General features: G+C 67.9%; 20 protein-coding genes and 2 pseudogenes. 14 read left to right on the forward strand and 8 right to left on the reverse strand.

The window, feature by feature from the left end; genetic code table 11:
- Positions 1–37: 37 nt before the first annotated feature.
- The 3 genes and pseudogenes from NRF20_RS02915 to NRF20_RS02925 all read right to left on the reverse strand — a co-directional run.
- Positions 38–687: pseudogene (locus NRF20_RS02915) on the reverse strand (DUF5655 domain-containing protein); the annotation flags it as partial.
- Positions 688–742: 55 nt separating this feature from the next.
- Positions 743–1,408, reverse strand: coding sequence for a nitroreductase (locus tag NRF20_RS02920; RefSeq protein WP_413751930.1), 666 nt, complete (start codon positions 1,406–1,408; stop codon positions 743–745).
- 14 nt (positions 1,409–1,422) lie between these two features.
- Positions 1,423–1,599 carry a hypothetical protein gene (locus NRF20_RS02925; protein WP_413751931.1) on the reverse strand — a complete coding sequence of 59 codons (177 nt, stop codon included), beginning with the start codon at positions 1,597–1,599 and terminating at the stop codon, positions 1,423–1,425.
- A gap of 328 nt (positions 1,600–1,927) precedes the next feature.
- Between NRF20_RS02925 and NRF20_RS02930 the strand changes: the two genes are divergently transcribed.
- Positions 1,928–2,404, forward strand: a complete 477-nt coding sequence (locus NRF20_RS02930; protein ID WP_413751932.1) for a LysR family transcriptional regulator — start codon at positions 1,928–1,930, stop codon at positions 2,402–2,404.
- Between the two features lie 109 nt (positions 2,405–2,513).
- Here the strand turns inward: NRF20_RS02930 and NRF20_RS02935 are convergent, their stop codons facing one another.
- Complete coding sequence (locus NRF20_RS02935) at positions 2,514–3,125, reverse strand: hypothetical protein (RefSeq protein WP_413751933.1); 612 nt, start codon at positions 3,123–3,125, stop codon at positions 2,514–2,516.
- Positions 3,126–3,278: 153 nt separating this feature from the next.
- Between NRF20_RS02935 and NRF20_RS02940 the strand changes: the two genes are divergently transcribed.
- The 5 genes and pseudogenes from NRF20_RS02940 (at position 3,279) to NRF20_RS02960 (ending at position 7,828) form a co-directional block, all read left to right on the forward strand.
- Complete coding sequence (locus NRF20_RS02940; protein ID WP_398632877.1) at positions 3,279–3,611, forward strand: hypothetical protein; 333 nt, start codon at positions 3,279–3,281, stop codon at positions 3,609–3,611.
- 17 nt (positions 3,612–3,628) lie between these two features.
- Positions 3,629–4,460: pseudogene (locus NRF20_RS02945) on the forward strand (lyase family protein); the annotation flags it as partial.
- Positions 4,461–4,479: 19 nt separating this feature from the next.
- Entirely contained in the window at positions 4,480–5,214 is a 735-nt protein-coding gene (locus NRF20_RS02950) for a hypothetical protein (protein WP_398632878.1), read from the forward strand.
- A gap of 477 nt (positions 5,215–5,691) precedes the next feature.
- Positions 5,692–6,999, forward strand: a complete 1,308-nt coding sequence (locus tag NRF20_RS02955) for an IS4 family transposase (RefSeq protein WP_413751934.1) — start codon at positions 5,692–5,694, stop codon at positions 6,997–6,999.
- Positions 7,000–7,381: 382 nt separating this feature from the next.
- On the forward strand, positions 7,382–7,828 hold the full coding sequence (locus tag NRF20_RS02960) for a hypothetical protein (protein ID WP_413751935.1): 447 nt from the start codon (positions 7,382–7,384) through the stop codon (positions 7,826–7,828).
- Positions 7,829–7,889: 61 nt separating this feature from the next.
- Here the strand turns inward: NRF20_RS02960 and NRF20_RS02965 are convergent, their stop codons facing one another.
- Together NRF20_RS02965 and NRF20_RS02970 are read right to left on the reverse strand one after the other, a co-directional pair.
- Positions 7,890–8,687, reverse strand: a complete 798-nt coding sequence (locus NRF20_RS02965) for an SMI1/KNR4 family protein (protein WP_398632880.1) — start codon at positions 8,685–8,687, stop codon at positions 7,890–7,892.
- Positions 8,688–9,628: 941 nt separating this feature from the next.
- Positions 9,629–10,828 carry an alpha/beta hydrolase family protein gene (locus NRF20_RS02970; RefSeq protein ID WP_413751936.1) on the reverse strand — a complete coding sequence of 400 codons (1,200 nt, stop codon included), beginning with the start codon at positions 10,826–10,828 and terminating at the stop codon, positions 9,629–9,631.
- A 359-nt stretch (positions 10,829–11,187) separates the two neighbouring features.
- On the opposite strand from NRF20_RS02970, the gene NRF20_RS02975 reads away from it, so the two are divergent.
- The 7 genes from NRF20_RS02975 (at position 11,188) to NRF20_RS03005 (ending at position 20,714) form a co-directional block, all read left to right on the forward strand.
- On the forward strand, positions 11,188–12,132 hold the full coding sequence (locus NRF20_RS02975; protein ID WP_413751937.1) for an ATP-binding cassette domain-containing protein: 945 nt from the start codon (positions 11,188–11,190) through the stop codon (positions 12,130–12,132).
- Positions 12,129–12,950: an ABC transporter permease gene (locus NRF20_RS02980; protein WP_398632883.1), complete on the forward strand. Its 822-nt coding sequence runs from the start codon at positions 12,129–12,131 to the stop codon at positions 12,948–12,950. Before NRF20_RS02975 ends, NRF20_RS02980 begins: the two co-directional genes overlap by 4 nt.
- 148 nt (positions 12,951–13,098) lie before the next feature.
- Positions 13,099–14,328 carry a sensor histidine kinase gene (locus NRF20_RS02985; RefSeq protein WP_413751938.1) on the forward strand — a complete coding sequence of 410 codons (1,230 nt, stop codon included), beginning with the start codon at positions 13,099–13,101 and terminating at the stop codon, positions 14,326–14,328.
- Entirely contained in the window at positions 14,325–14,987 is a 663-nt protein-coding gene (locus tag NRF20_RS02990; protein ID WP_398632885.1) for a response regulator, read from the forward strand. The genes NRF20_RS02985 and NRF20_RS02990 overlap by 4 nt, the downstream gene beginning before the upstream one ends.
- A gap of 494 nt (positions 14,988–15,481) precedes the next feature.
- The gene (locus tag NRF20_RS02995) at positions 15,482–15,658 is read left to right on the forward strand and encodes an NUDIX domain-containing protein (protein WP_398632886.1); all 177 of its coding nucleotides are present in this window, start codon (positions 15,482–15,484) and stop codon (positions 15,656–15,658) included.
- A 941-nt stretch (positions 15,659–16,599) separates the two neighbouring features.
- Entirely contained in the window at positions 16,600–16,827 is a 228-nt protein-coding gene (locus tag NRF20_RS03000) for a hypothetical protein (protein ID WP_398632887.1), read from the forward strand.
- 152 nt (positions 16,828–16,979) lie between these two features.
- Positions 16,980–20,714 carry a S8 family serine peptidase gene (locus tag NRF20_RS03005; RefSeq protein WP_413751939.1) on the forward strand — a complete coding sequence of 1,245 codons (3,735 nt, stop codon included), beginning with the start codon at positions 16,980–16,982 and terminating at the stop codon, positions 20,712–20,714.
- 233 nt (positions 20,715–20,947) lie between these two features.
- Here NRF20_RS03005 and NRF20_RS03010 read toward each other — a convergent pair whose 3' ends face one another.
- Positions 20,948–21,268 (reverse strand): GNAT family N-acetyltransferase, encoded by a 321-nt coding sequence (locus NRF20_RS03010; protein ID WP_398632889.1) that lies wholly within the window; start codon positions 21,266–21,268, stop codon positions 20,948–20,950.
- Positions 21,269–21,503: 235 nt separating this feature from the next.
- Here NRF20_RS03010 and NRF20_RS03015 point away from each other — a divergent pair, with 235 nt between their 5' ends.
- Positions 21,504–22,304, forward strand: coding sequence for an SAM-dependent methyltransferase (locus NRF20_RS03015; protein WP_398632890.1), 801 nt, complete (start codon positions 21,504–21,506; stop codon positions 22,302–22,304).
- A 216-nt stretch (positions 22,305–22,520) separates the two neighbouring features.
- Here the strand turns inward: NRF20_RS03015 and NRF20_RS03020 are convergent, their stop codons facing one another.
- Positions 22,521–22,775, reverse strand: a complete 255-nt coding sequence (locus NRF20_RS03020) for a hypothetical protein (protein ID WP_398632891.1) — start codon at positions 22,773–22,775, stop codon at positions 22,521–22,523.
- Between the last annotated feature and the right edge of the window lie 121 nt (positions 22,776–22,896).

Raw genomic sequence — 22,896 nt, forward strand, 5'->3', positions numbered from 1 at the left:
GTCTCTCACGCCCAGGACAACCCAGGACAAGAACGCGCTACGCCGCGGCGTAGCTGAGCCGGAAGTAGTCCTGGGCCCGTTCCAGGTCTCGGTCCGTGCACAGTTGCAGCTCCAGGTCTCCGGTTCCGTGGTGGCCGATGCCTGTCACGTCCCGGGTGAAGCCGGGGATGAAGTCGGCCTGTTTCGGGTCGGCTTCGAGGTAGACGAGGAGCTTGGTCCTTTGTGGCGGGCAGACGCAGGCGAAGTTCCGCAGCCGCTGGTAGGCCCGGTAGGTCTGTTCTCGACCTTGGTGATGTTGTCGCCGAGACCGAGCAGCGCCTCGTCGACCGCGTCGGCCAGTTCCGCCGTCGCGCCGTCCGCTCGGCGCACGCGCGGTGCCATCGCGCGACAGCGGCGGCGGTTGCCCATGGGCAGATCCTGGTGGCCGGTGACGGAGGCCACTGTCTCCAGGCCCACGTGGCCGCTGCCGAAGAACCGGTAGCGGACCAGGTCGATGCTGCGGCGGTGCTCGCGCACGGCGTGTACGTCGTAGCGGGTGAAGTCGCCGGCCACGCAGATCAGCCTCGGTGCGCGCCAGAGGATCCGGGAGGCGACCGCGGCTCCGAGCCGGTCGCGGACCAGGTGCCCGAAGGCGTCCTTGTGGTCCATCAGCCAGGACAGGTAGAAGAGGCCCTGGTTGATGACTCCTTCTCTGAACTACGAGTTGCGAGGATCGGGGTCAACGCCAGACCGACGTGCCCGGTCACCCTCCGATGAAGCTCACTGTTTCTGTCATGTCTGCCCGCCCGGTACGCAGCCGTGGCACGCCCTCCTTCTCGAATCCCACCGCGACACCACAGAACAGCGCGAGCCCGTCATCGGCTCCGACGATCCGGCTGACAGTCTTGCGATACATCGTCCACATCACCTGAGGGCAGCTGTGCAGCCCTTCCGCCCTCAGTAGCAGCATGACCGTCTGCAAGTGCATCCCCGCGTCCCCCCACTGCCCGGGCCCCATCGTCCGGTCGAGGTAGCAGAACAGCACGACCGGCGCCCCGAACGCCTCCGAGTTCAAGGCGGCGATCTTCATGGGCCTGTCGGGGTCGTCGCGCTCGATCCCCAGCGCCTTGTACCGCTGGGCAGCCGCGGCGGAAAAGCGGTCCACATACGGTGAGGTCAGTTCGGCCGGGTACATCGGATACTCCCGCTCATCCCCCGGGTCTCCCGCCAGTGCCCTGGCCGTTGCGCGCCTCTTCAGCTCGGCCAAGGGCTCGCCGCTCACGACATACACATGCCACGGCTGGAGGTTCCCACTCGACGGAGCCCGCGTCGCTGCAGCCAGCACACGTTCGAGTACCTCTTTGGAAACAGGCTCATCGCTGAACGCCCGCACAGCCCGGCGACTGTCCACAGCTTCATACACATCCACGTCTTCTCATCCTCTCACTCAACGACAACCACCTCTCTACCGTCTTCAGCACGCACAAGAGGCAACAGGTGATCCGGATCGCACTTCGATCTACGGCAGGCGGCAGCGCTGCTCCTCGGCCTGTCGATGCGATCGACCTCCGCCTGCTCCACGAGGCGGTGGACCAGTTCGTCGGTGATCGGACGAATCATGGAGCGGGCTCCTTGACGTCACTGGTGCGGATCGCGATCTGAGCGAAGGTGGGCATCCCGAGGTCGATGGCAGTACCGCGCCGAGTCTGCCCATCTTGAGGAGAAGGTCCGCGAGGCGGTCTGGCGCATCGACGAGGTAGCGAACGGGCCGGGTCGTTCGTGACTGAGTTGATCGTATCAACCGGATGTTCTCCGGGAGGAGTTCGATGGGCCAGTTGAAGAGGGCGAATAAGGGTGCGCCCGGAGTGGACAGGCAGAGCATCGCTGACTTCGAACAGGACCTGAAGAACAACGGCAGGCATGGATCCGGGAAGAAGGCACGATGAGCATGGACGTCATACTCCGTCACCTGCGGGCCTTCACGTCTGTGGCACGACACCGGTCCTTCTCCCGGGCAGCCGAGGAACTGCTGATCACGCAGCCGGCTCTGAGCCGTACGATCGCGCAGTTGGAGGGCAACCTGAACGTCCGCCTCCTCGACCGCTCCTCCCGGCACGTCGAGCTGACGGCCACCGGCGCCGAGTTCCTCCTCCACGCCGAGCGTGTCCTCGCCACCGTCGACCAGGCCCTGGCCGTCGTGCGCCACAAGGTCACTCTCCGGCTCGGCTTCAGCTGGCTGCTGCCCACCCACTGGGCCCAGCAGGCGGTGAGTCACTTCGAGCAGGACACCGGAGCCTCGGTCACCCTGACCTGCACCGGTGATCCCCTTCAGGCTCTGCGGCAGCGCGCCGTCGACATCGCCCTAGTCCGCGGCGACTTCGACCCGCCGAGGGGAGCGCGCACCGTGCGGCCCGTTCCGGTGTAAGCGCTGTTGGGACAGAAACCCTCGCCGGCTCAGGGATCGGTGGTGTGCGAGTCGCGGGCTACTGCCGGACGCACAGGGCACGCTCGGCATGCATGTGCCGGACGAGTGCTCACTTTCCGGAAGTTTTGCCCCGCGTCCAGACCTGAGCCATGGCCTGAGCGACGTCCGGACCGAGGTGCTGAGTGGCGATCTGGTCAATTTCATCGAAATTTTCCGTGTACCGCTTCGTGAAGCGCCCGAAAAGCCTCCGCAGGGCGATACCTGCGATTCCCAGTGGAACCATTGCCGCCGAGATGAGCAGCAAAAGCAAATCGATAGTGTTCCTGGTGAGGGTATTCCAGTAGCCGAGGTCCGAGGGAAGGGCGACTGTGCCGGTATCGTTCGGGTCGTACACGACTATCATGGAGTAGCCGTCTCTCACCTGATGTGTCTTAAATTGCAGCGGCGATTCGACGGAGCGCCCATCGGACGGGGTAAAGCGCACCCAGCAGGTGACAGACAGCTCGCCACCATTTTCGTCGTGGAGGGCTTGCTGGCATCTCGTGACATTCGCGTGGGTCTGAACCCCGTGGCTCTTCAGGGTAGATATCACCTTGCCGTGGTTCGGTATGATGAATATCGCGATCGTGACGAAACCGCACAGCCCCATAACGATCATGGTGATGGATGTGATCGTTAGGTACCTGAGCAGAGTGCGTGGGCGTGCGGGCTTCGTACTCATCGGCTCCCTGACGTAATTGAATCAGTCGATACTGCTCTACCCCGTCCATCCGGGGCTCGATCGTCTCGCGGCGGGCCAATTGACCACAGCTCAAGTGCGGACGGTCATCCTTCGCCAGCTACCGGCGCCGGCACACTCGGATAATCTGAAGGCATGGCCGCGAAGTACTACCGGGACGAGCGAGCTGCCCGCCGCCTGCCCGCATTGATCTCCAGGCCGTCCCAAGGCGTCGAAGAGGGCTACCGACTCGTAGGCCCGGGCGGAGCACTCACTCCGATCATCAGCCACGTGCAATGGCTGGACAACCATCCGGACGGCCCCGAGACGCACGTGATGATCTCCTTCGAGGACGGCACGAACGTCGAGTTCCCCTTCGATGTCCGACTGGCCGCCATCTGGTACAACGAGCAACGAGCCGTCAGCGATACGGACTTGATGGAGGCGGCTCCCGCTGCGTGGGGTGCCCCCGTTGAGCCATGGCGTTAGGCGTGCCGCCGAGGACTGTGCCGCCGCCGCTTGGTCAGGAGTTCGGCACCTATGCGGTGATGCTGGGAGAGGAGGACGAGCAGCGCCTCGCCGAGGCGTGCGGACTGATCCGCGAGATCAAGCTGGGCGGTACGGCGATCGGCACCGGCTTCAACTCCCCTCCACGCTACGCCGATACTGGCCTGCGCGTACCTGTCCGACATCACCGGCATCCCGCTCAGCACCGCGTCCGACCTGGTCGAAGCCACCCAGGACGTCGGAGCGTTCGTCCAACTCTCCAGGGTCCTCAAGCGCATCACGGTCGTACTTTCCAAGACCAGCAACGACCTGCGCCTGCTCTATTCCGGCCCCCGGGCTGGATTCGCCGAGATCAACCTCCCCCGGTACAGGCCGGCTCCGGCATCATGCTGGGCGAGGTCAACCCGGTGATCCCCGAGGTGGTCAACCTGATCACCTTCAAAGTCGTCGGCAACGACGCCACCATCACCTTCGCCCCAGAAGCCGGCCGGCTCCAGCTCAACGCCTTCGAACCGGTCATCGCCCACTGCCTCTTCGAGAACCTCACCCAGCTGCACGCCGGATGCCTGACCCTGGCGGAGCGCTGCGCCCTCGGCGTCACCACCGACCGCGACCGCTCCGGGCCACGGTGGAGAACACCATCGGCAACGCCACCGCCCTCAACCCGCACATCGGCTACGCCCAGGCCAGCGCCGCCGCGCAGGAAACGCTCGTCACCGGCCGCACCGTCGCCGACATCGTCCTGGAAGGGGACTCCTCACGCAGGCCGGCCTCGACAATATCCTCGACCCGCAAGCCCTCGCACGATCCGGCAGCCGCAATTCCAGGTGACAGCGGGAAGCGGGCAGCGATGACGCAACCCATCTATCCCGTCTATCCCGTCTATCCCGTCGGCGACGCTCCCATCAACGGCTGGCAGTATTGGCGCATGGCCGAAGACGAAGATCCCCATCCCGATGGCTGGCCAGCTCAGGCACGCCAGTCGTTCCTTACTGCCATGTGGAACATGGTTGTCGACGAGGATGCCTACACCGACAGCTCTCCGTCGTGGATCGAGTCCCGGTCAGGAGGTCACGAGCAGGGGAGTGTTCCCGGCAGCGCATCGGCGGCGGCGCTGCACCGGATCCTGGCGTGCGGCGTGAATCCGGACGATATGACCGACGTGGTGCGGCAGATGCAGCATGACCTCCTTTACAACGTCTGCCAGTTGATCGACGATCCAGGACTGCTGGGCATCGGACTGGACGAGGACTGGTCCGAGCAGACGGACGTCCGCTGGGAACTGGTGGCGGTCCGCACCGCCCGGCCGACGGTGCGGGCACCGATCAACGGGCTGCACTCCTCACTCGACGAGCTCGACCCCAGCGGCCGCAGCGGGGAGCCACGCGGCCGACCCGTTCCCGCTCGGCTGCCGGGCCAGCCGCTCCACGCGCGGCTGGCCATTGCCCACGTACGTGCGGGCTACCGTATCCAAGCGATAAACACTTGGCGGAAGGCGACCGGCGCGTCGGTGATGGAGGCGAAGGCAGCCATCGACCAGCTTCTCGACCAGTTGCGGCAAGATCCGGAGAGCGCGCAGCGATGACCGAGGAACGGCTGTCGCACACACGCCGCAGTTGTGACGGCCAGCGGAGACTCAGCTCCCTCACCGTGATTCGGAAGTCCTTCGGTGAGCACCGCAGAGCGTTCCTGGATCAAGATTGACTTGAATCCAAGTCATGGCCCGAATCCCATGAGGCCTCTCCCTGGAGTCGTCGATGGGCCGGGGGTGTTCCGCCGCACCGTGCCAGGGTGTGGAGAATTCCTTCGTTCGGGCGGTGGCGTCGTCGTCGTCGTCGTCGAGGAAGGCTTGAGCAGTGTCCCGCACCAGCGGGTTCCGATCGGTCTCGGCGATGGAGCGGAGGCGTTCACTCACGCTCGCCGCTGTCGGTAGCCATTCGAGGGCCAGGAGCCAATGCCGTTGTTTGAAGGTTCATTGAGTTGGTGGTGACGGACTGAGCGTCGCGCCGTTATGCGGGGTGTGCATCCATGGAGCGGGGTATCTGAACGAGTGCGGTTGGGCTTGATCACGCAGTGGGTGACGCCCGAGTTGGTGGACGAGGTCCTGTCGGAGTGTCGCAAACGGGACCGTCGGCCGGGAGCGTTGCCGGCGGGGTTCATGGTCTATTTCGCACTCGCACTTGCGCTCTTCCATCAGGACTCCTACGACGATGTGGCAGAACAACTAGTGGGTGGAATGAAGGAGTTGAGCGGGTGTATCCCACACAAGGCGTCTTTCACCCGGGCTCGGGAGCGCCTGGGACCGGAGGTTGTTGAGCGGATCTTCCACCGCTTGGCCGGCCCGCTGGCCCCTGCGGGGCTGGCCGGGTCTTTCTACCGGGGGATGCGTCTCGCTGCGGTCGACGGGTTTCTGCTGGACGTGCCGGATAACGAGGCCAACCGGCGCGCCTTCGGCGGCCCGAAGGACTCCAGCGGGAAACCGGGCGGGTTTCCGCAGGTGAGAGTCGTGACGCTGACCGAGACCGGCACGCATTCTTCCATCGACGCCAGGGTGGGCGGCTATAACAGTGGTGAACGCGACCCAGCTGTGGCGATGGCTGCCTCGGCCTCCGGGATGCTCGTGATCATGGACCGGGGGTTCCCCGGGGTGGAGTTGTGGAAGGCGTATATCGGCGCCGGTGCCCACCTGCTGCTGCGGGCCCGTTCGTGTGTGGCACACCGCCCGGTACGACACCTGCCGGACGGCACCTACCTGGCGCGCATGAACCTCGCGGGGCAGAAGGGCGCCCATCCGGGCGGTGTGCTGGTGCGCGTGATCGAGTACCGCGTCGACGGGGGCGAAGTGATCCGGCTACTGACCGACCTCTTCGACAACGACGCCTACCCAGCAAGGGAGTTAGCGGTCCTGTATCACGAAAGGTGGGAGGTGGAATCGGCCTATCGGCAGATCAAGACCTTCCAGCGGGGCCGGCAGGAAGTTCTGCGATCCACCGACCCACAGCTGGTGCGCCAGGAAGTGTGGGCGCATCTGGTCGTGCACCACTGCCTGACCGGCATCATCATGCAACTCGCCGACAGCAACGGCATCGATCCGGACCGCATCTCGTTCGTTAAGGTCCTCAAGCACACCCGACGCAGCGTGGTCCGCCAGCTCGCCGACACCCCGCCGAAGATCCGCAGGTTCCTGACCGCACTGGCGGCGAAGGTCCGCCGGAAACTCGACAACGGCACCCGCCGACTGCGAGAGGCAGACCGCTTCCTCAAACGGCCCAACTCGCTGTACTCCTACCGGCCGAAGAACAAACCGAAAGCCCCACCACGCCACGTACCCGCCAGAACCATCACACTGCAGGCGGCGATAGTTCAGTAGTCAAACAACGGCATTGGGCCAGGAGCAAGTGAAGGCGCACATCGTCATGGGGATCGTGGACGGCGAGTTCGGTGATGAAGGCCAGGAAGGGCACCTTGACGGCCTCGATGCGGACTCCCCGGGGAATATCGCGTCTCCAGACCGTGGATGACCTCCTGGCGACCGTGGCCGGACAGCGAGCGGAAGTGCGCGGCGAACGCGACCGGGGCGAAGGGCATGCTGCCAGTGTCGGCAATCGCGCAGAGCGCTGCTGCTCGCGTACGAGGTACGGCACATCTGCAGGGTCGCCCAGCGGAACCGGCGCCGCATCAGGCCAGGCGGGCGGCAACCGCTAGCGGGTGCGGGCGAAGTTCAGAGCAGGCCAACCGGATAGCCTGCGGCGATGACAGCAAAGCGCGAAGTTGTCTACGACGGGTCGTTGCGGAAGTTTTCGACCCGATACCTTGGACGAGCATGGACACCGGCCGACGCCAGGCCGCTGACCGTGATCGCCGAGACAGAGCATCGGCTCGGCATGAGCCTCCCGCCCGAGCTCAGCGCGTTCCATCACCAGCTCGGGTCCTGCAAGGAACTGCTCAACGCACACAACGCGATCTCCACGCTGGAAGAGCTGGAGATCGCGGACGGATATCTGTTCATCGCCGAGGAGGAACAGAACATCGTCAGCTGGGCGATCCCGCTTCAGCAACCCAACCACACGGATCCGATCGTGTGGCAACGCGTCAACGACTTGGCATGCGCTTGGTACAGCGAAGAACAGGGAGCTATCGAGTTCTTCCGAACTATGCTCGATTGGACTTTCGGCATCGAACACTCGTCGACAGGTTAGGCCGCGCTGGGGCGACATTCGCCCTGTTGACGATCGAGAGCTTCGCGGTCCGACCGATCGCTCAGGATTCTCTGGCGCCTTCTGTGGTCGCGCGGCCCTCTCGGATCCCGTCGCACCGTAGCCAGTCGAGGAGGTTGTCGGTCAGCTTCTCGCTGACGCCGCAGCTGTCGATGTCCCGCTCGCCGGCCCCGAGATCGAGGAGATAGACCGTTGTTCGGTCACAGGGGTGGCGCCGCATGAACAGGCCACTGCCTCCGCTGTCGTCCCCGATGAGGACCCAGTCCGGCGCGTATTCGCCTACTTGGTAGGTCTCGTTGCGCTCGAGGATGGTGTGTGGGCCATAGATCAGCACGCCGTTGGGCAGCAGGACCCCCGGCGTCGACCGCCAGAGCCGGGCCAGTGCGGACGTGAACCCGGCACCGAGTCCGTTGCTCAGGGCCACCTGAACGGTCAGGAATCCCGCGAAGGTGTCCGCCACCAGCTCTTCTTGGCCGCTCACGCGGTCGCGGCGGACCACCGCGTACTCCTCGCCCGCCTGCCGGTCGAGCACGAAGTGGTAGGTGTCACCACCATCGGGCTCGGCACAGAAGCAGAGCCTGTCCCCGTCGAGGCGCCATCCGCCGGTGATGTCGTCGTCACCATCGGAACGTGTCCCGGGTGAAGGGACAGTCGCTATCCGCGCACCGCCAGACGTGCCGCTGCCGTACTCCGTCAGCCACCACCGGTACGAGGGCGGCAGCGTGCCCACGACGGACTCGGCCGCGCGGATCCACGCGGCCGGCACGCCGGCACCTGGCCGGGCACTGATCACCGGCGATTCTTCGATCAGCTCGCGGACGAGTGCCAGGTCGGGTCTCATGCACACGAGCCTGCCATATGGGCACGATCACCCGGGCGTCACCAGTCAAAAGCCGTCCTGGCAGCCGCCCGTCCCGCAACACGGCCACGGTCGATGCTCAGGACCGGCACATCTCAGCTCGGCGCTCTCCCCACCCATCGTCGGTCACGATCGGCCGACTCGTTCACGGTCGGTGTCTTCGCCCCGCGCGGAGAGACCAATCTCCGTACCCCGTTCCGGGTCCGGTGGGCCCCTCGCCACATCTACTCCTTGACGGGGCGCCACTCGCCCGCCCCGAACTCCACCCCGGCGTGGCCTCGGCGTACCCGAGCAGCCCCTCGTCGCGGGCCGCAAGCCGGACCTCCCAGGTGTCTCCGTCCGGCCAGGCGATGGCGAGCAGCCCGTTGCCGGCGTACTGCGCGGTGAACAACTCCGGGCCGGGCAGTCGGCGCATTGGCGCGAGCAGGCGTGCGCACTGATCGGGTGAGCGCCCGGGCGATCAGGCCCGGTTCAGTGCCCAGCGCTCCGCACAGTGGTGGAGGCCGTGGTGAAGGCGGCTGTCCCCGGCTTGGCGGTGTGAGGCCGGAATCGTGTTCGGCTGCGGCCCGGTGCGGTGCGGTGAATGACGCGGGCCCCGCACCGTCCGGATCTCTGGCTCGGCGGCACCATGTGGTAATCGTAACGTGGCGGCCGCTCGATGTAAGGGCGCCGCTCGACCACCCCCGCCTGCTCCAGCGTGCACAGCCTGGCCGCGAGCGGGTCGCGGGACGCACCTCGGGGAGGAGCGGCTCGGATCGCTCCGGGTGGTGACCGCGGGGCGGGCCTTGTGCCTGGCCCTGAAGGGCTTCAAGGCCGCATCCCGGCCGGTGCGGCAGTGCCGCACTTGGATAGTCCGCCTCTGCCCGTGGTGGTCTGCGGCCACGCACGGCGCCCGTGGCCGCGACGGCCGCTCCGTCATCCGTTTACGGGTAATTGAAGGTGACCTCCGGTTCGGTCGGCGTCGGGCCGTCCAGCAGTTGCTGGGGGATGTGCTTCAGCTGTAGGTCGAAGAAGGCTCCGACGTACGCCCGGGTGATGTGCAGTGAGCGGTTACCAGAAAGGGCTTGCGGCGACTGCGTTCCGGGCAGGCCGAGTTCGTCCAGGAAGAGGGGGATGTCGGAGAAGCTGTAGTGCGTCGAACCGGCGACGGTCAGCCAGCGTTTCCAGCCGTCCAGCCGATGCCACGCCTGGTCCCAGCTCGTGTCTGTACCGCCGGGACGGTGCGTCTCGTCGTCCGTGCCGAGCATCATGAACGGCCTGCCGCCGAGTCCGTCGGCGGGCACGGCTGTGTGGAAGGCGCCGTCGATGTTGACGCCCGCCCGGATGCGGCGGTCACCCGCCATGGCCGCCGCCGCGCCCGCGCCGCCGACCGAGTGACCAGCCATGCCGATCCGGTTCCGGTCGATCAGTCCCGCGTACCGCCAGGCCGGGCAGGGCCCGGTGAGCCGGTCCAGGAGGAAGGCCACGTCCTTGCCCCGGCCTGCGGTGACGGCCTCCAGGTCCTGCTCGCTCTGGGCCTTCGCGCACGCGACGCAGGTCAGCATCCGGCCGCCAGGGAAGGCGGTGCCGACGGACTCGTAGGCGTGGTCCACTGCGGCGACCACGTATCCGCGGCTGGCGAGTTCCTCGGCAAGGCCGGTGAGGGTGAAGCGCGAGACGCCGAACCCCGGGGAGAGCACCACCAGGGGATACCGGCCGCGGGCGGGCCGGGCGCCGACGCGGCCGCTGGTGGTCGTGGCGCTCAAGGTCTCGGCGGGGAAGACGCCTTCCAACCCATAGCTTTTCAGGAACAGACGGGCCTCCTGGACTGTGGCGTAAGGCGCCGGCGCACCGGTGCCGGGGAGCGCGGGGTAGAACATGCCGACCATCAGCTCACGAGCCGTGTCCGGCACCCACGGGTCCCGGCGGGCGCGGTCGACGAGGTGGAGGGTGTCGCGGCCGACCGCGTACGGGCCGGTGGGGCGAGGCAGCGATGTGCGGGTGTCCGTGTCATTGCGGAAGGAAGCGGCGACGGACGCGTGCGCCGGAGGCGGGGCCGCGGCGGCAGGCCACGCGACGGCGGTAGGCAACGCCAGTGCGAGCGTGAGCAGCGCAATGGTCGGGGTTGCAGAAGATCTGGGCATGTCCCGGGACGCTAGACGCCGCGGCCGGTCCGGCACATCAGTCCCCAGTCGCGTCTTGGCGCCGCGGACCGTGTGCCCCCCGCCGACCCTGGTTAACCGCGTTTCCAAGGGCCGTTCCCCCAGGTCGAACCGCCGCTACCGCCCTCCCGCCGCGCCTTGGCGCCGACCGGTGGCCACCAGTGACGGGCGCGGCGGAGGCGCCCAGCGCGCCGTCGTCTACATCTGCGGGTGTAGGGGGGTCCACCCGAGGATGCGGATCTTCGCCGGTGGGTTCAATCCGTGGGTTCATGTGCCACGCCACGCCGGAAACCTAGCGTGGTGGTCCGTTGACGCCACTGCGACCCCGACGAGGACATCCGATGATCAAAGCCCACGGGCTCACCAAACGCTATGGAGACAAGACCGCTGTCGCGGATCTCAGTTTCACCGTCCGGCCCGGTGTTGTCACCGGATTCCTCGGGCCCAACGGCGCCGGGAAGTCCACCACGATGCGGATGATCCTGGGACTGGACGCCCCGACCGCCGGCCGGGTCCTGGTCAACGGAAAGCACTACGCCGCGCACCGCGCACCGCTGCGTGAGGTCGGGGCGATGCTGGAGGCCCATTCGATCCATACCGGCCGCTCTGCCTTCAACCATCTGCTGTCGTTGGCTGTCACCACGGGCATCTCCCGCAGCCGGGTGGACGAGGTGATCGACATCGTCGGGCTGCGGCAGGTGGCCGGGAAGCGGGCCGGCGGCTTCTCGTTGGGCATGAGCCAGCGGCTCGGTATCGCCAGTGCCCTGCTCGGCGACCCGGCCACCGTCGTCCTGGACGAGCCGGTGAACGGACTCGACCCCGAAGGCGTGCTGTGGATCCGTAATCTGCTCAAGGATCTGGCCGCCGAAGGGCGCACGGTGCTGGTTTCCTCGCATCTGATGAGCGAGATGGCGGTGACCGCCGAGCACCTCATCGTGATCGGGCGCGGCCGGCTGATCGCCGACACCTCGGTCGGGGAGTTCACGCGGCGTGCCGCGCGTAATTCCGTGCTCGTACGCAGCGACGAGGTGGAGCGGCTGCGTGTGGCACTGACCATGCCGGATGTCGCCGTCGCGTCGGCCGAGCGGGGCGTGTTGGAAGTCACCGGCCTGAGCAGCAATCGGATCGGCCGGATCGCCGCCGACCACGGGATCGCGCTCGCCGAGCTGACGCCTCGGCAGGCGTCGCTGGAGGATGCCTTCATGGAGCTGACCCGTGACGCTGTCGAGTACCAGACCCCGGACCGGCTTCCGGCCGGTTCCGACACCGAAGGGCGGGCGGCATGACCACCGATACTCTTCCCCGATTCTCCGCCGCCGGGCACGGCCACCTCACCCAGACGCGGGTGCTGTACTCGGAGTGGGTCAAACTCCGCACTCTGCGCTCGACGTTCTTCACGCTGCTCGCCGCCGCCGTGGCGATGATCGGGATGGGGCCGCTCTTCTCGGCCGTCACCGCCGCCCACTGGTCCGATATGGGCGCGGCCGAGCGGGCGTCTGTCAACCCGACGTCACTGAGCCTGATCGGGTTCTTCCTGGCGCAGCTCGCGGTCGGCGTCATGGGTGTGCTCGTGGTCACCGGCGAGTACTCGACCGGCATGATCCGTGCGACCTTCTCGGCGGTGCCGCGCCGACTGCCGGTCCTGTGGGCGAAGGCCGCCGTGTACGTGGCGGTGACCTGGGTACTGATGACCGCCACGTCCCTGACGGCGTTCCTGGCCGGTCAGGCCCTGATGTCCTCCACAGGCGCCGGAGCCTCGCTGAGCGACCCGGGTGTCACTCGCGCCGTCCTCGGTACCGGTCTGTATCTGACGGTCGTGGGACTGCTGAGCGTCGCGATCGCCACGCTGGTCCGTAACACCGCGGGCGGCATAACCACGGTGTTCGGTCTGCTGCTGGTCCTGCCGGAGCTCGTCAAGGCCCTCCCGTCCTCCTGGACCGACCAGATCAGCCCGTACCTGCCGAGCAACGCCGGACACGCGCTCGCCGTCCTCCAGTCGGATCCGAACACCTTGGCGCCATGGACGGGATTCACGGTGTTCTGCCTGTACGCGGCTGTAGCGCTCGGCGGAGCCGCGGTGACACTGAAACGGCGGGACGCGTAGTGGTCGGCGTGGATGCGGTCGGATTCGGCAACGGGCCGGGGAGGACGGGCGAGGGCGCCGTTTCCCGACGGCTCGGACACCGGAGCGAGTCAACCCGGGGGCCTGCTGCCGGGGTGCTGCCCGCAGGCAGGGCCGGGTCGGGCAGCCGATGACGGCGACCGCGCCCGCCACCACGCCGGCCAGGCAGCCGTGGCGCACCCTGACCGGGTGTGCCCGGCTGCTGTGGGCGCCTGCCCACTTGCCGCCGGTGGCGGTGGACGCAACTCTGGTGGCCGCGCTCTTCATCCTCACCGCCTTCACCGTCCGCATCGACCTGCACGACCGCCCCTGGCTCCTGGTATTCCAGGCGGCCCTGCTCCTGCCCCTGCTGTTCCGGCGCCGGGCACCTCTGGCGGTGTTCGCCGCGGTGGCCGCGGCGGCCTTCGCCCAGTGGCTCGTCGACGTCCAGCTACCGGCCGACATCGCGCTGCTGGTCGCTCTCTACACGGTGGCCGCACGCACCGGCCACCTGCAACTGCTGCTGGCTGGTGCTGTTTCCGAAGCCGGGATCCTGATGGCTTCCGTGCGCTGGTCGTCCGAAGGGAGATTCCTCGGCGCGGCCGTGAGCCTGACTGCCATGGCCACCGCCGCCGCTGTCATCGGCACGAACATGCGGACCAGGCGCGCCTATATCGCGTCCGTGGAGGACCGGGCGGTACGTCTGGAACGTGAGCGCGACCAGCGGGCCCAGCTCGCGGTGGCCGAAGAACGGGCCCGTATCGCCCGCGACATGCACGACATCGTCAGCCACAACCTGTCCGTGATGATCGCGCTCGCCGACGCCGCCGTCTTCGCCCAGTACCGCACCCCCGACAAAACGGCCACCGCCATGCGGCAGGTCTCCGACAGCGGGCGGCAAGCCCTCACCGACATGCGACGATTCCTCGGGATCCTGCGTGCCGACGAACCGGACGCACTGCGCCACCCGATACCCGACATCGCCCAACTGCACTCCCTCCTCGACCAGGTGCGCGCCGCCGGGCTGCCGGCCCGCCTCCGCATGACAGGCGATCCCTCGCACGTCCCCACCGCCGCACAGCTCACCGTCTACCGCCTGGTACAGGAAGCCTTGACCAACACCCTCAAGCACACCCCTCTCGGCACCCGCGCCGAGGTCCGGGTGCGCTGCTCCCCCGAGAGCATCTCCATCGACGTCACCGACGACGGTCACGGCCGCACCTCGCAGGATCCCGACCCACAGCACGGGCACGGAATCCCCGGCATGCGCGAGCGCACTGCCGCGTACGGCGGAACTCTGCGGGCCGGCCCGCTCCCAGGCGGCGGCTGGCAGGTCTCGGCCCACCTCGACCTGAGCACAGCAGAGACCGGTGTCGTGTGACGATCCGCATTCTGCTCGCCGACGACGAACCACTGCTGCGCATGGCGTTCACCATGGTCCTGGAGGCACAGCCGGACATGGAGCCGGTCGGCGAGGCCGGGGACGGCACCGAAGCCGTACGGCTCGCCCGGCTGCTCCGCCCCGATGTCGTCCTGATGGACGTCCGGATGCCCGGTACCGACGGCATCGAGGCTACTGGCCAGATTATTCGGGACTGCCCGCAGACCCGAGTGCTTATCCTCACCACCTTCGACCTCGACGAATACGCCTTCGCCGGACTCAAAGCCGGGGCATCGGGCTTCCTCCTGAAGAACGCCCTGCCCGGGGAACTCCTCGCGGCGATCCGAAGCGTCGCCGCGGGCGACGCGGCGGTCTCCCCACGCATCACCCGACGCCTGCTGGAGAACTTTGCCCACCAACTCCCCGCCGACCGCGCGCAGGTGGAGGACGAGCGCCTGCAACGGCTCACAGCACGCGAACGCGAAGTACTCGTCGAGGTGGCCCGCGGCCTGTCGAACACCGAAATCGCCGCCGCTCTGCACCTCGCGGAGGCCACCGTGAAAACACATCTGAACCGGATCCTGACGAAGTTGGAACTACGCGACCGGGTGCAAGCCGTCGTCTTCGGCTACGAGACCCGGCTCATCCGCCCGGCATGAGGACGGTCAGGCTGTCGCATCCGCCGGCGCACGGACCTGTCGCACATCGCCCGTTTGTGTCTCGTACCTCCCTCAGGTTCCGCCCCTTCGCCAACCCCCGAAGGGCTTCGAGCGTCGACCACTTGGGAAGTCCGCCAGTAGGTTGACCGGATAGCCAGGCGCGGCGTCCGGCACGGCTTCCACCTCGACCCGACCATGCCGGTCCGCGAAGTCGACCTCTACGTCGAGACCGCCCAGACCCTCATGGCCAAGAACGTGAAGGTGCTGGTCCTGGACAGTAGTGCTGCCGCCCCATCGGAGGTCGCGTCCAGAATCGCCGACGCGATTCCCGAACCATCAGTAGCGTCGGCTGTCCCACCGCAACCAACAACCCCCCAGGGAACATGAATCCGCAACCTGCGCAACCCGTCATCGACACCCACGTCATCCTCCGCAGCGGTGACAAACTGCTCTTCTCTCAGCGCGGTGGCCCCTATGGCTACTGCCGCTGACACATGCCGTCCGGCAAGCTCGACCGGGGCGAGCCCCTGAGCGTCGGGGCCGCGCGAGAGCTGCTGGAGGAAACCGGCGTCATCGTCGATCCGGAACATCTGCGGCTGGTGCACATCGTGCACCACAAGCAGAGCGACACCGTGGAAAGGATCGGGTTCTTCTTCGAGGCCACCGAGTAGAGCGGGGAACCCGTCAACAAGGAACCGGAGAAGTGCCTCGACCTGCAGTGGTTCAGCGTGCACGAACTGCCCGAGGACATCATCGAGTACCCGAAGGCAGGGCTTCTCGGCTATCTGCAGGAGGATGGCGTTCTGGCAGAGCACGGCTGGAAGTAGCCCGCACGACGCAGATGTCGGCTCCGGCTGCGGCAAGTACCGGGCGAGGGCGGACATCCGTTGCGATCGTCGTGGAAGGAATGGACGAGCAGGGGGCGACGTGGCGCCGTGCACGTGTACCGCATCACCCCCTGCCTCGTAGCGTCACCCAGAAAGCGGCTGGAGCTGTACCACCAATGAAAACCGTCGGATCTCTCGGCAATCACGCCAGGACTACGGTCGAGATCCACGCCGGGGACCCCGTGTCGCATGCGCAAGGATTTCCGTGAACGGGCCATCAGCAAGGTGCTTGGCCAGGCCGAGCAGACCAGTCTGGGCGATGTCTGCGTAATTACCCGGCCGGGCCGGGATAGCAGCACGCTAGCGTGAACACCATGGACCCTCACGAACTTGCCGAGCGCCGACGCGAACTGGAGACGTACTGGGAGGGCGAGGGCGGCTTTCGGGAGCGGCTTCTGATCGAGATGGTGCCGCTGCCTACCGTGTCCCCTGAATGGCGCGCGCCCCCATCGAGCGACAACAGGCCCACGACCGCCGTTTCGGCTGGTCATGGCCCCACAGCCTGGGGCCCCAGGGTGGATCAACGCTTCAGATCGTGCCGACGATGTGGACGAGTCCCTCGACCGGGGCATGTGGATCCGGACCGTCGATGGTGTACCACTCAAGCTCATCGTCTGCGAAGGCGAGACGGCGATGCTTCCGCTGCGGTGCTCCGGCAGCGAGGTCGACCCCAGCCTCGTTCTGCGGGGGGGCTCGCCAACGTCGCCCAGGCACTCTTCGACGCCGTGTGGGAACGGGCTCGCCCCCACGGCGAACCGCACCACGGGATCGATGTCCTGGACACCCGCATACTGCGTCTTCTGCTCACCGGTCTCACCGACCACGCGGTGGCCGCGCAGGGGGATATGTCGGCGCGCACCGTGCAGCGGCGCATCCAGGGGTTGATGGTCCAGGCCGGGGCGACCACCCGCATCCAACTCGGTTGGAATGACCGCCGCCACGGCTGGGCGTAGGGCGAGTCCGTGCTCCGCGGCCGTCACTGACGGGTCTCTGCCAAGGCAGATATCCGCCAGGGCAGAACGGTCGACACTCAAGTTGCCGCCGCGAAAACTCTTCGCAGCACCCGGCTCCACCCATTCACCGGGTGCGCGGAGGAGAGTCATCCATGACCAGATTATCCGCGAGGCGGAGATCCCGGCTGCTGGCAGCGGGACTGTCGCTCGTACTGCTGCCGGCCGGGCAGGCCGTCGCAGCTGGGGCATTGGGCACGGCGGGGGCAGGCACCGACCGTGCCACGTCACCCGTGCACGCGCCCAGCGCCGCGCGAACCGTCACCCTGATCACCGGTGACCAGGTGACCGTGACCGACCTCGGCGCGGGCCGGAAGTCGGTCGCCGTGGAGCGTCCCAAGGGCGCGAACGGAGCGGTTCGCAGCGAGATGTCCGACGGCCGGATCACCGTCGTACCCGACGAGGCCCGGCCCTACCTCCAGGCGGGCGTCCTGGACGCCGAGCTCTTCGACGTCACCGCTCTGATCGAGCAGGGGCTCGGCGATCGGTCGTCCGACGGCCTCCCGCTCATCGTGACGTACGCGAAGAACGCCCGGAGCGCGACGCCCCACGGAGCCCGTCAGGTACGTGGGCTGCCGAGCATAGGCGGTGCGGCCCTGGAGGCGTCGAAGTCCGGGGCGTTCTGGCGCACGGTCGCACCGGACATCACCTCCGGGGCACGCAGCGCCACTTCAGGCAGTGTGCGTCTGTCGGAAGGCGTCGAAAAGATCTGGCTGGACGCACGCGTCGACGCCGCGATGGAGGCCAGCAACGCCCAGATCGGCACCCCCGCGGCCTGGGAGGCCGGGCTGACCGGCAAGGGTGTCAAGGTTGCCGTCCTCGACACGGGCGTGGACCTGACCCATCCCGATCTCAAGGACCGGGTGAGCGAGACCAAGAGCTTCATCGACGGCCAGGAGGTCGCCGACCGGCACGGCCACGGCACGCATGTCTCCTCCACCGTCGGTGGCAGCGGTGCCGCGTCCGACGGCAAGGAGAAGGGCGTCGCGCCCGGCGCCACGCTCGCCGTCGGCAAGGTTCTCAACAACCAGGGTTCCGGATTCGATTCGCAGATCATCGCCGGGATGGAATGGGCGGCCAAGGACGTCCACGCCAAGGTCATCTCCATGAGCCTCGGATCGCGGCAGGGCAGTGACGGCACCGACCCGATGGCCCAGGCGGTGAACACCCTCTCCAAGGACACGGGCGCCCTGTTCGTGATCGCGGCCGGCAACGCCGGCTCCCCCGGCAGCATCGGCTCCCCCGGCGCGGCCGACTCCGCGCTGACGATCGGCGCGGTCGACTCCGCCGACCGGCGTGCCCCCTTCTCCAGCCAGGGCCCGCGCTTCGGCGACAACGCGCTGAAGCCCGACCTGTCCGCGCCGGGCGTGAACATCCTCGCGGCGCGCTCGCAGCTCGTGAGCGGCAGCGGCCCGTACACGACGATGAGCGGTACGTCCATGGCCACCCCGCACGTCGCGGGCGTGGCGGCGCTGCTCGCCGAGAAGCACCCCGACTGGAGCGGACAGCAGCTCAAGGACGGGCTGATGAGCACGTCCAAGCAGATCAGCGGCACGTCGTACGAGGTGGGTGCGGGCCGCGTGGACGTCCCGTCCGCGATCGCCGCGCAGATCACCGCGACCGGCAGCGCCGACCTCGGCTTCACCAGCTGGCCCTACGAGGCGAACAAGCCGGTCACGAAGACCCTGACCTACACCAACGCCTCCGACCGGCCGGTCACCCTCGCGTTGACCGCCGAGGGCGCTCCCGCCGGCGTGGTCACCCTCGCCGACTCCACCCTCACCGTGCCGGCACACGGCACCGCGCAGACCACGGTCACCGGTGACGGCACCGCCGCGCCCGTCGGCGCCACCTCCGGCCGAATCATCGCCAAGGACGGCGACACCGTGGTGGCGCACACGGCCTTCGGCCTGACCAAGGAGAACGAGCGCTACACCCTCACCGTCCACGTCAAGGACCGCGACGGCGCGGCGTCCGCCGCAAACCTGACCGTAAAGCAGCTGGCCAAGGACACAGACCCCTTCCCCGCCGCGGTCGGCGAATCCGGCACGCTCAAGCTGCGTCTGCAGCCCGGCATGTACACCCTGTGCAGCTTCCTCGACGTGCGCGGCAGCAAGGGCAAGGACTCGCTCGGCCTCGGTCTGCTCACCGAGCCCGAGGTCACCATGGACGGTGACCGCGAAGTCACCCTCGACGGGACGAAGTTGCGGGAGATCCGGGCCGAGGTGGACCAGCGGACCGAGACCCGTCAGCTGCTGATGAAGTTCAACCGGTCCGCGAACGGCGCGTCCTTCGCGCCTGCCGTGCAGGTCCCGCCGAAGTACGACAGCATCTTCGCCGCACCGACCCGCAAGCCCGCCACGGGCACCTTCGAGTACCGGACCGTCTGGCGGCTCGGCAAGCCGCAACTCGATGTCGAGGCAGGCGGCAAGCGGCTCGGCGAGACGGCCGTGCAGTACGGATCGGACATGTTCACCGGGCACAAGCGGATGTCCCTGGTGGACGCGGGCGCCGGAAGCCCCGCCGACTACCCCGGCAAGGACGTGGCGGGCAACGCGGTCGTCGTGCGTCGCACCGACGCGATCACGTCCGCCGAGCTGGCCCAGAACGCACGGGATGCGGGCGCCAAGGCTCTGTTCGTCACCGACGAGGCTCCCGGACGGCTGATGGCCAACTTCAGCGCGGCCGACGGGGAGACTCGTCCCCTGTACAGCGCGACGGTGAACGCGCAGGACGGGGCGCGCCTGATCGAGGCCGCTCGGCTCGGCCGGGGCATGGAACTGACCGGCACCGAGTTCACGCCTTATGTCTACGACCTCAGCAAGGGGTACTCGGGGGCGATCCCCGCTGATCTGACATACCGGCCGGGCAAGAGGGAACTAGCCGTGGTCAACAACAAGTTCCACGCGCCGAAGCCCGCCGACGGCGGCGAGTTCCGCTACTCGATCACCGACAGCTTCCCATACGGCATCGGCTTCCAGGAGAAGATCAAGTTCCCCGCGGAGCGCACCGACTACGTCAGCGCCGGCCCCGACCAGGGCTGGCACGAGTCCATGTCCAGCGGCCCGGGTGCCCTGGAGGAGCGCAGCGGCGTCGTGCACTACCGCGGCGGCACGCGCTCCGGGACCGACTGGTTCAAGCCGGTCCTGCACCCGTGGCTGGGTACCGGTCTCGGCTGGGGCCAGCGTCGCGCGGGCAACGACCTGGAGTTCAACACGCCGGGCTGGGGCGACTCGGGACGGGACCACACCGGCTTCGGCGAAGTGTTCAACCAGAAGTCGCTGACCCAGTTCACCGAGGTGTACGTGGACGGGGTGCAGGTCGACCGGAAGCAAAGCTCGGGGGTGCACGCCTGGCGCGTCAAGCCGACCGAGCAGGACTTCAAGGTGGTCACCGACACCACGATGGACCCGGACGTCTGGCGGCTCTCCACGAAGGGCCACTCCGAATGGACCTTCAAGTCGTCCGCCACGCCGGCCGACCGGTGGACGTATCTGCCGGTGCTCAACCTCGGGTTCGACGTCGACACCGACCTGCAGGGTGACGTGCGGGCCGGAAAGCGGCTGGATCTCGGGGTCTTCTCCGAGTACATAAAGGGCGCGACGGACACCGGGAAGATCACCGGCTCCACGCTGGAGGTCTCCTTCGACGACGGCGCGACGTGGACATCCGTCGCACTCGACGGCGTACGCGGCAAGTCCGCCGCCTGGGCCGGCTCCGTGCGGGTGCCGAACGACGCGCGGTACATCTCCGTGCGGGCCTCGGCCGCCGACAACAAGGGCGGCTCGGTCAAGCAGGAGATCATCCGCGCGGTCGGCGTGCGGAAGTAACCGACCGGGTGGGAGCCGCGCAGTCGGCGGCCCGGCTCCCACCTGCCGCGTGCGCGGTGCAAGGGCTGCACGTAGTGCTGCTCACCGCACAGAGGACATCGTCCGGCGGGGCGCGGCTCGCCCGCGGCGGGGCCTGCCCAACGTACGGTCCCGACCCACGCCCTGGCCGCCGTCCAGGCGTGCGACCTGAACGCCGTGCCGTGGAGCAGGACGACCGGGCTCCATCCCGCACGCTACATCGGCCGGTTGGGCACGTTCGTCGAGGTGAACAGCTTCGGGGTGATACGGGAGACCGCGGCGTCTGCCAGCAGACGCGCACCCACACCTCGGCCACGGGCGGTGGGCGCCACCATCAGCATCGTGACAAAGGCCTGCTCGAAGAGCGTGTATCCCACCACGCAGTAGCCCAGTGGCCCGGACGCGTCTTCAGCCATGGCCACCAGGCCCTGCCGGCACCAACGCCGGATGCTCGTGTGCCGCTCGTCATCGCCCTCCGCCGCGACCGGGTCGATCCGGACCAGTGCGTCCGCATCCGACTCGCTCGCGCGGCGCACAGCGAACTCCCCAAGATCCTCTGCGGCCCGGTCGGTTATCGCGGTGCTCTGAACCTCTGAACCCGTCGTGTTGCCGTTCCCTGTGCCCCGTACCGCACGGTCCGCCATGGAACGCGCCAGTGCAGAACGCTCGCCAAGCGATTTTCGCTGATCGGCAGTGAGGGGCGGGTCACACGGGTACCGTTGCCGAACCTGGGTCCGACCTGGCCGTTTCGGCCGCACGAGGTGACGAACGATGAACGACTACGCACTGTCCGCACCACACCCTACGAGCGCGCACCCAGCCCGCGTTTACAACGTCTGGCTGGGCGGCAAGGATCACTATCCGGTGGATCAGGAGGCAGCCGAACTCGCTGCCCGAGCGAACCCGACGATTGTGCCGTCGGTCCGGGCCAACCGGGCCTTCCTCGGCCGCGCCGTACGTCACCTCGCGGCCGCCGGGGTCCGTCAGTTCCTCGACGTCGGTACGGGTATCCCCGCCGCAGAGAACACCCACGAGGTGGCCCAGCGCGGCGCTCCCGAGTCGCGTGTCGTCTACGTCGACAACGATCCGATCGTCCTTTCTCACGCGCGGGCGCTGCTGGTCAGTGGCCCAGCGGGGCAGACCGACTATGTGCAGGCCGATGCGCGGGACGTGGACACGATTCTCGACGCGGCCTCCCGCACCCTGGATCTGGGCCAGCCTGTCGGCCTCATGCTGGTGGCGATCCTGCAGTACATCAAGGACTCAGAGGACCCGTGGGACGTCACCCGCCGGCTGCTGGACCGCCTTGCCCCGGGCAGTCACCTCGTCCTGTCCCATCCTGCCGTCGACGTCACCGCCCCCGAGGTCGCCGAATCCATGCGGATCTACAACGAGCGCGCTGCCGGCCACGCCTCCGCCACCCCCCGCACCCACGAAGAGGTGCAACGATTCTGCGATGGCCTGGACATCCTGGAGCCGGGCGTTGTCACCCTGACCCGCTGGCGTCCCGGACCGTCCGACACTCCGGACGACGCCCTGCCCATGTGGTGTGCCGTCGCCCGCAAGGCTTAGCCGGCGACTTCCCCGCCCTGCGCCTCAGTTCGCAGCACACGAATGCGTGCAGGGGGCACGGGAACCGTTCAATTGATGAGCAAAATCAGTGGTGTTCGGCTCCGTCGGCGGGCCGGCGCCCGGCGTCGGTTGGGTCGGCATCAGCAGGACCGCGGCGTGTCGCGTCGGAGGCCGCGCGGCGCTGGCTCGCGGTCGTGGCGGCCGGGATCCTGATCGTCACACGTACTCGGCCAGCAAGGCCGCCGTCCGATCGCTGATGCGCACGTTCACCCGCGAACTCGCCCCGCGGGCATCCGCAGCAACGCCGTGTCGCCCGGAATCGTCGACACCGGGATGGCCAGACTCCAATGGGACTCCGATCCCGCGTATCGGTATCGTGCGCAGCGCGACCCAGGGTCGGCGGTGCCCGGGGTCGCGGTGCCCGGCCTGGTCGAACACGGCGGCCTCCACCTCGGCGGCGGTGCTGTTCACTGAGCCGCACAACCACTTCGGCCTGGCCTTCGGCCCTGGGCAGCGCTCGGGGGCACGGGACGGGCGGCGTCATGCCGGCCGGGGGCGGCGATCACATCGTCCACTGTGCGCGGCGCGGGCT

It is taken from the genome of Streptomyces sp. R-74717, assembly GCF_047305335.1.
In the GTDB taxonomy this organism is placed as follows: Bacteria; Actinomycetota; Actinomycetes; order Streptomycetales; family Streptomycetaceae; genus Streptomyces; species Streptomyces atratus.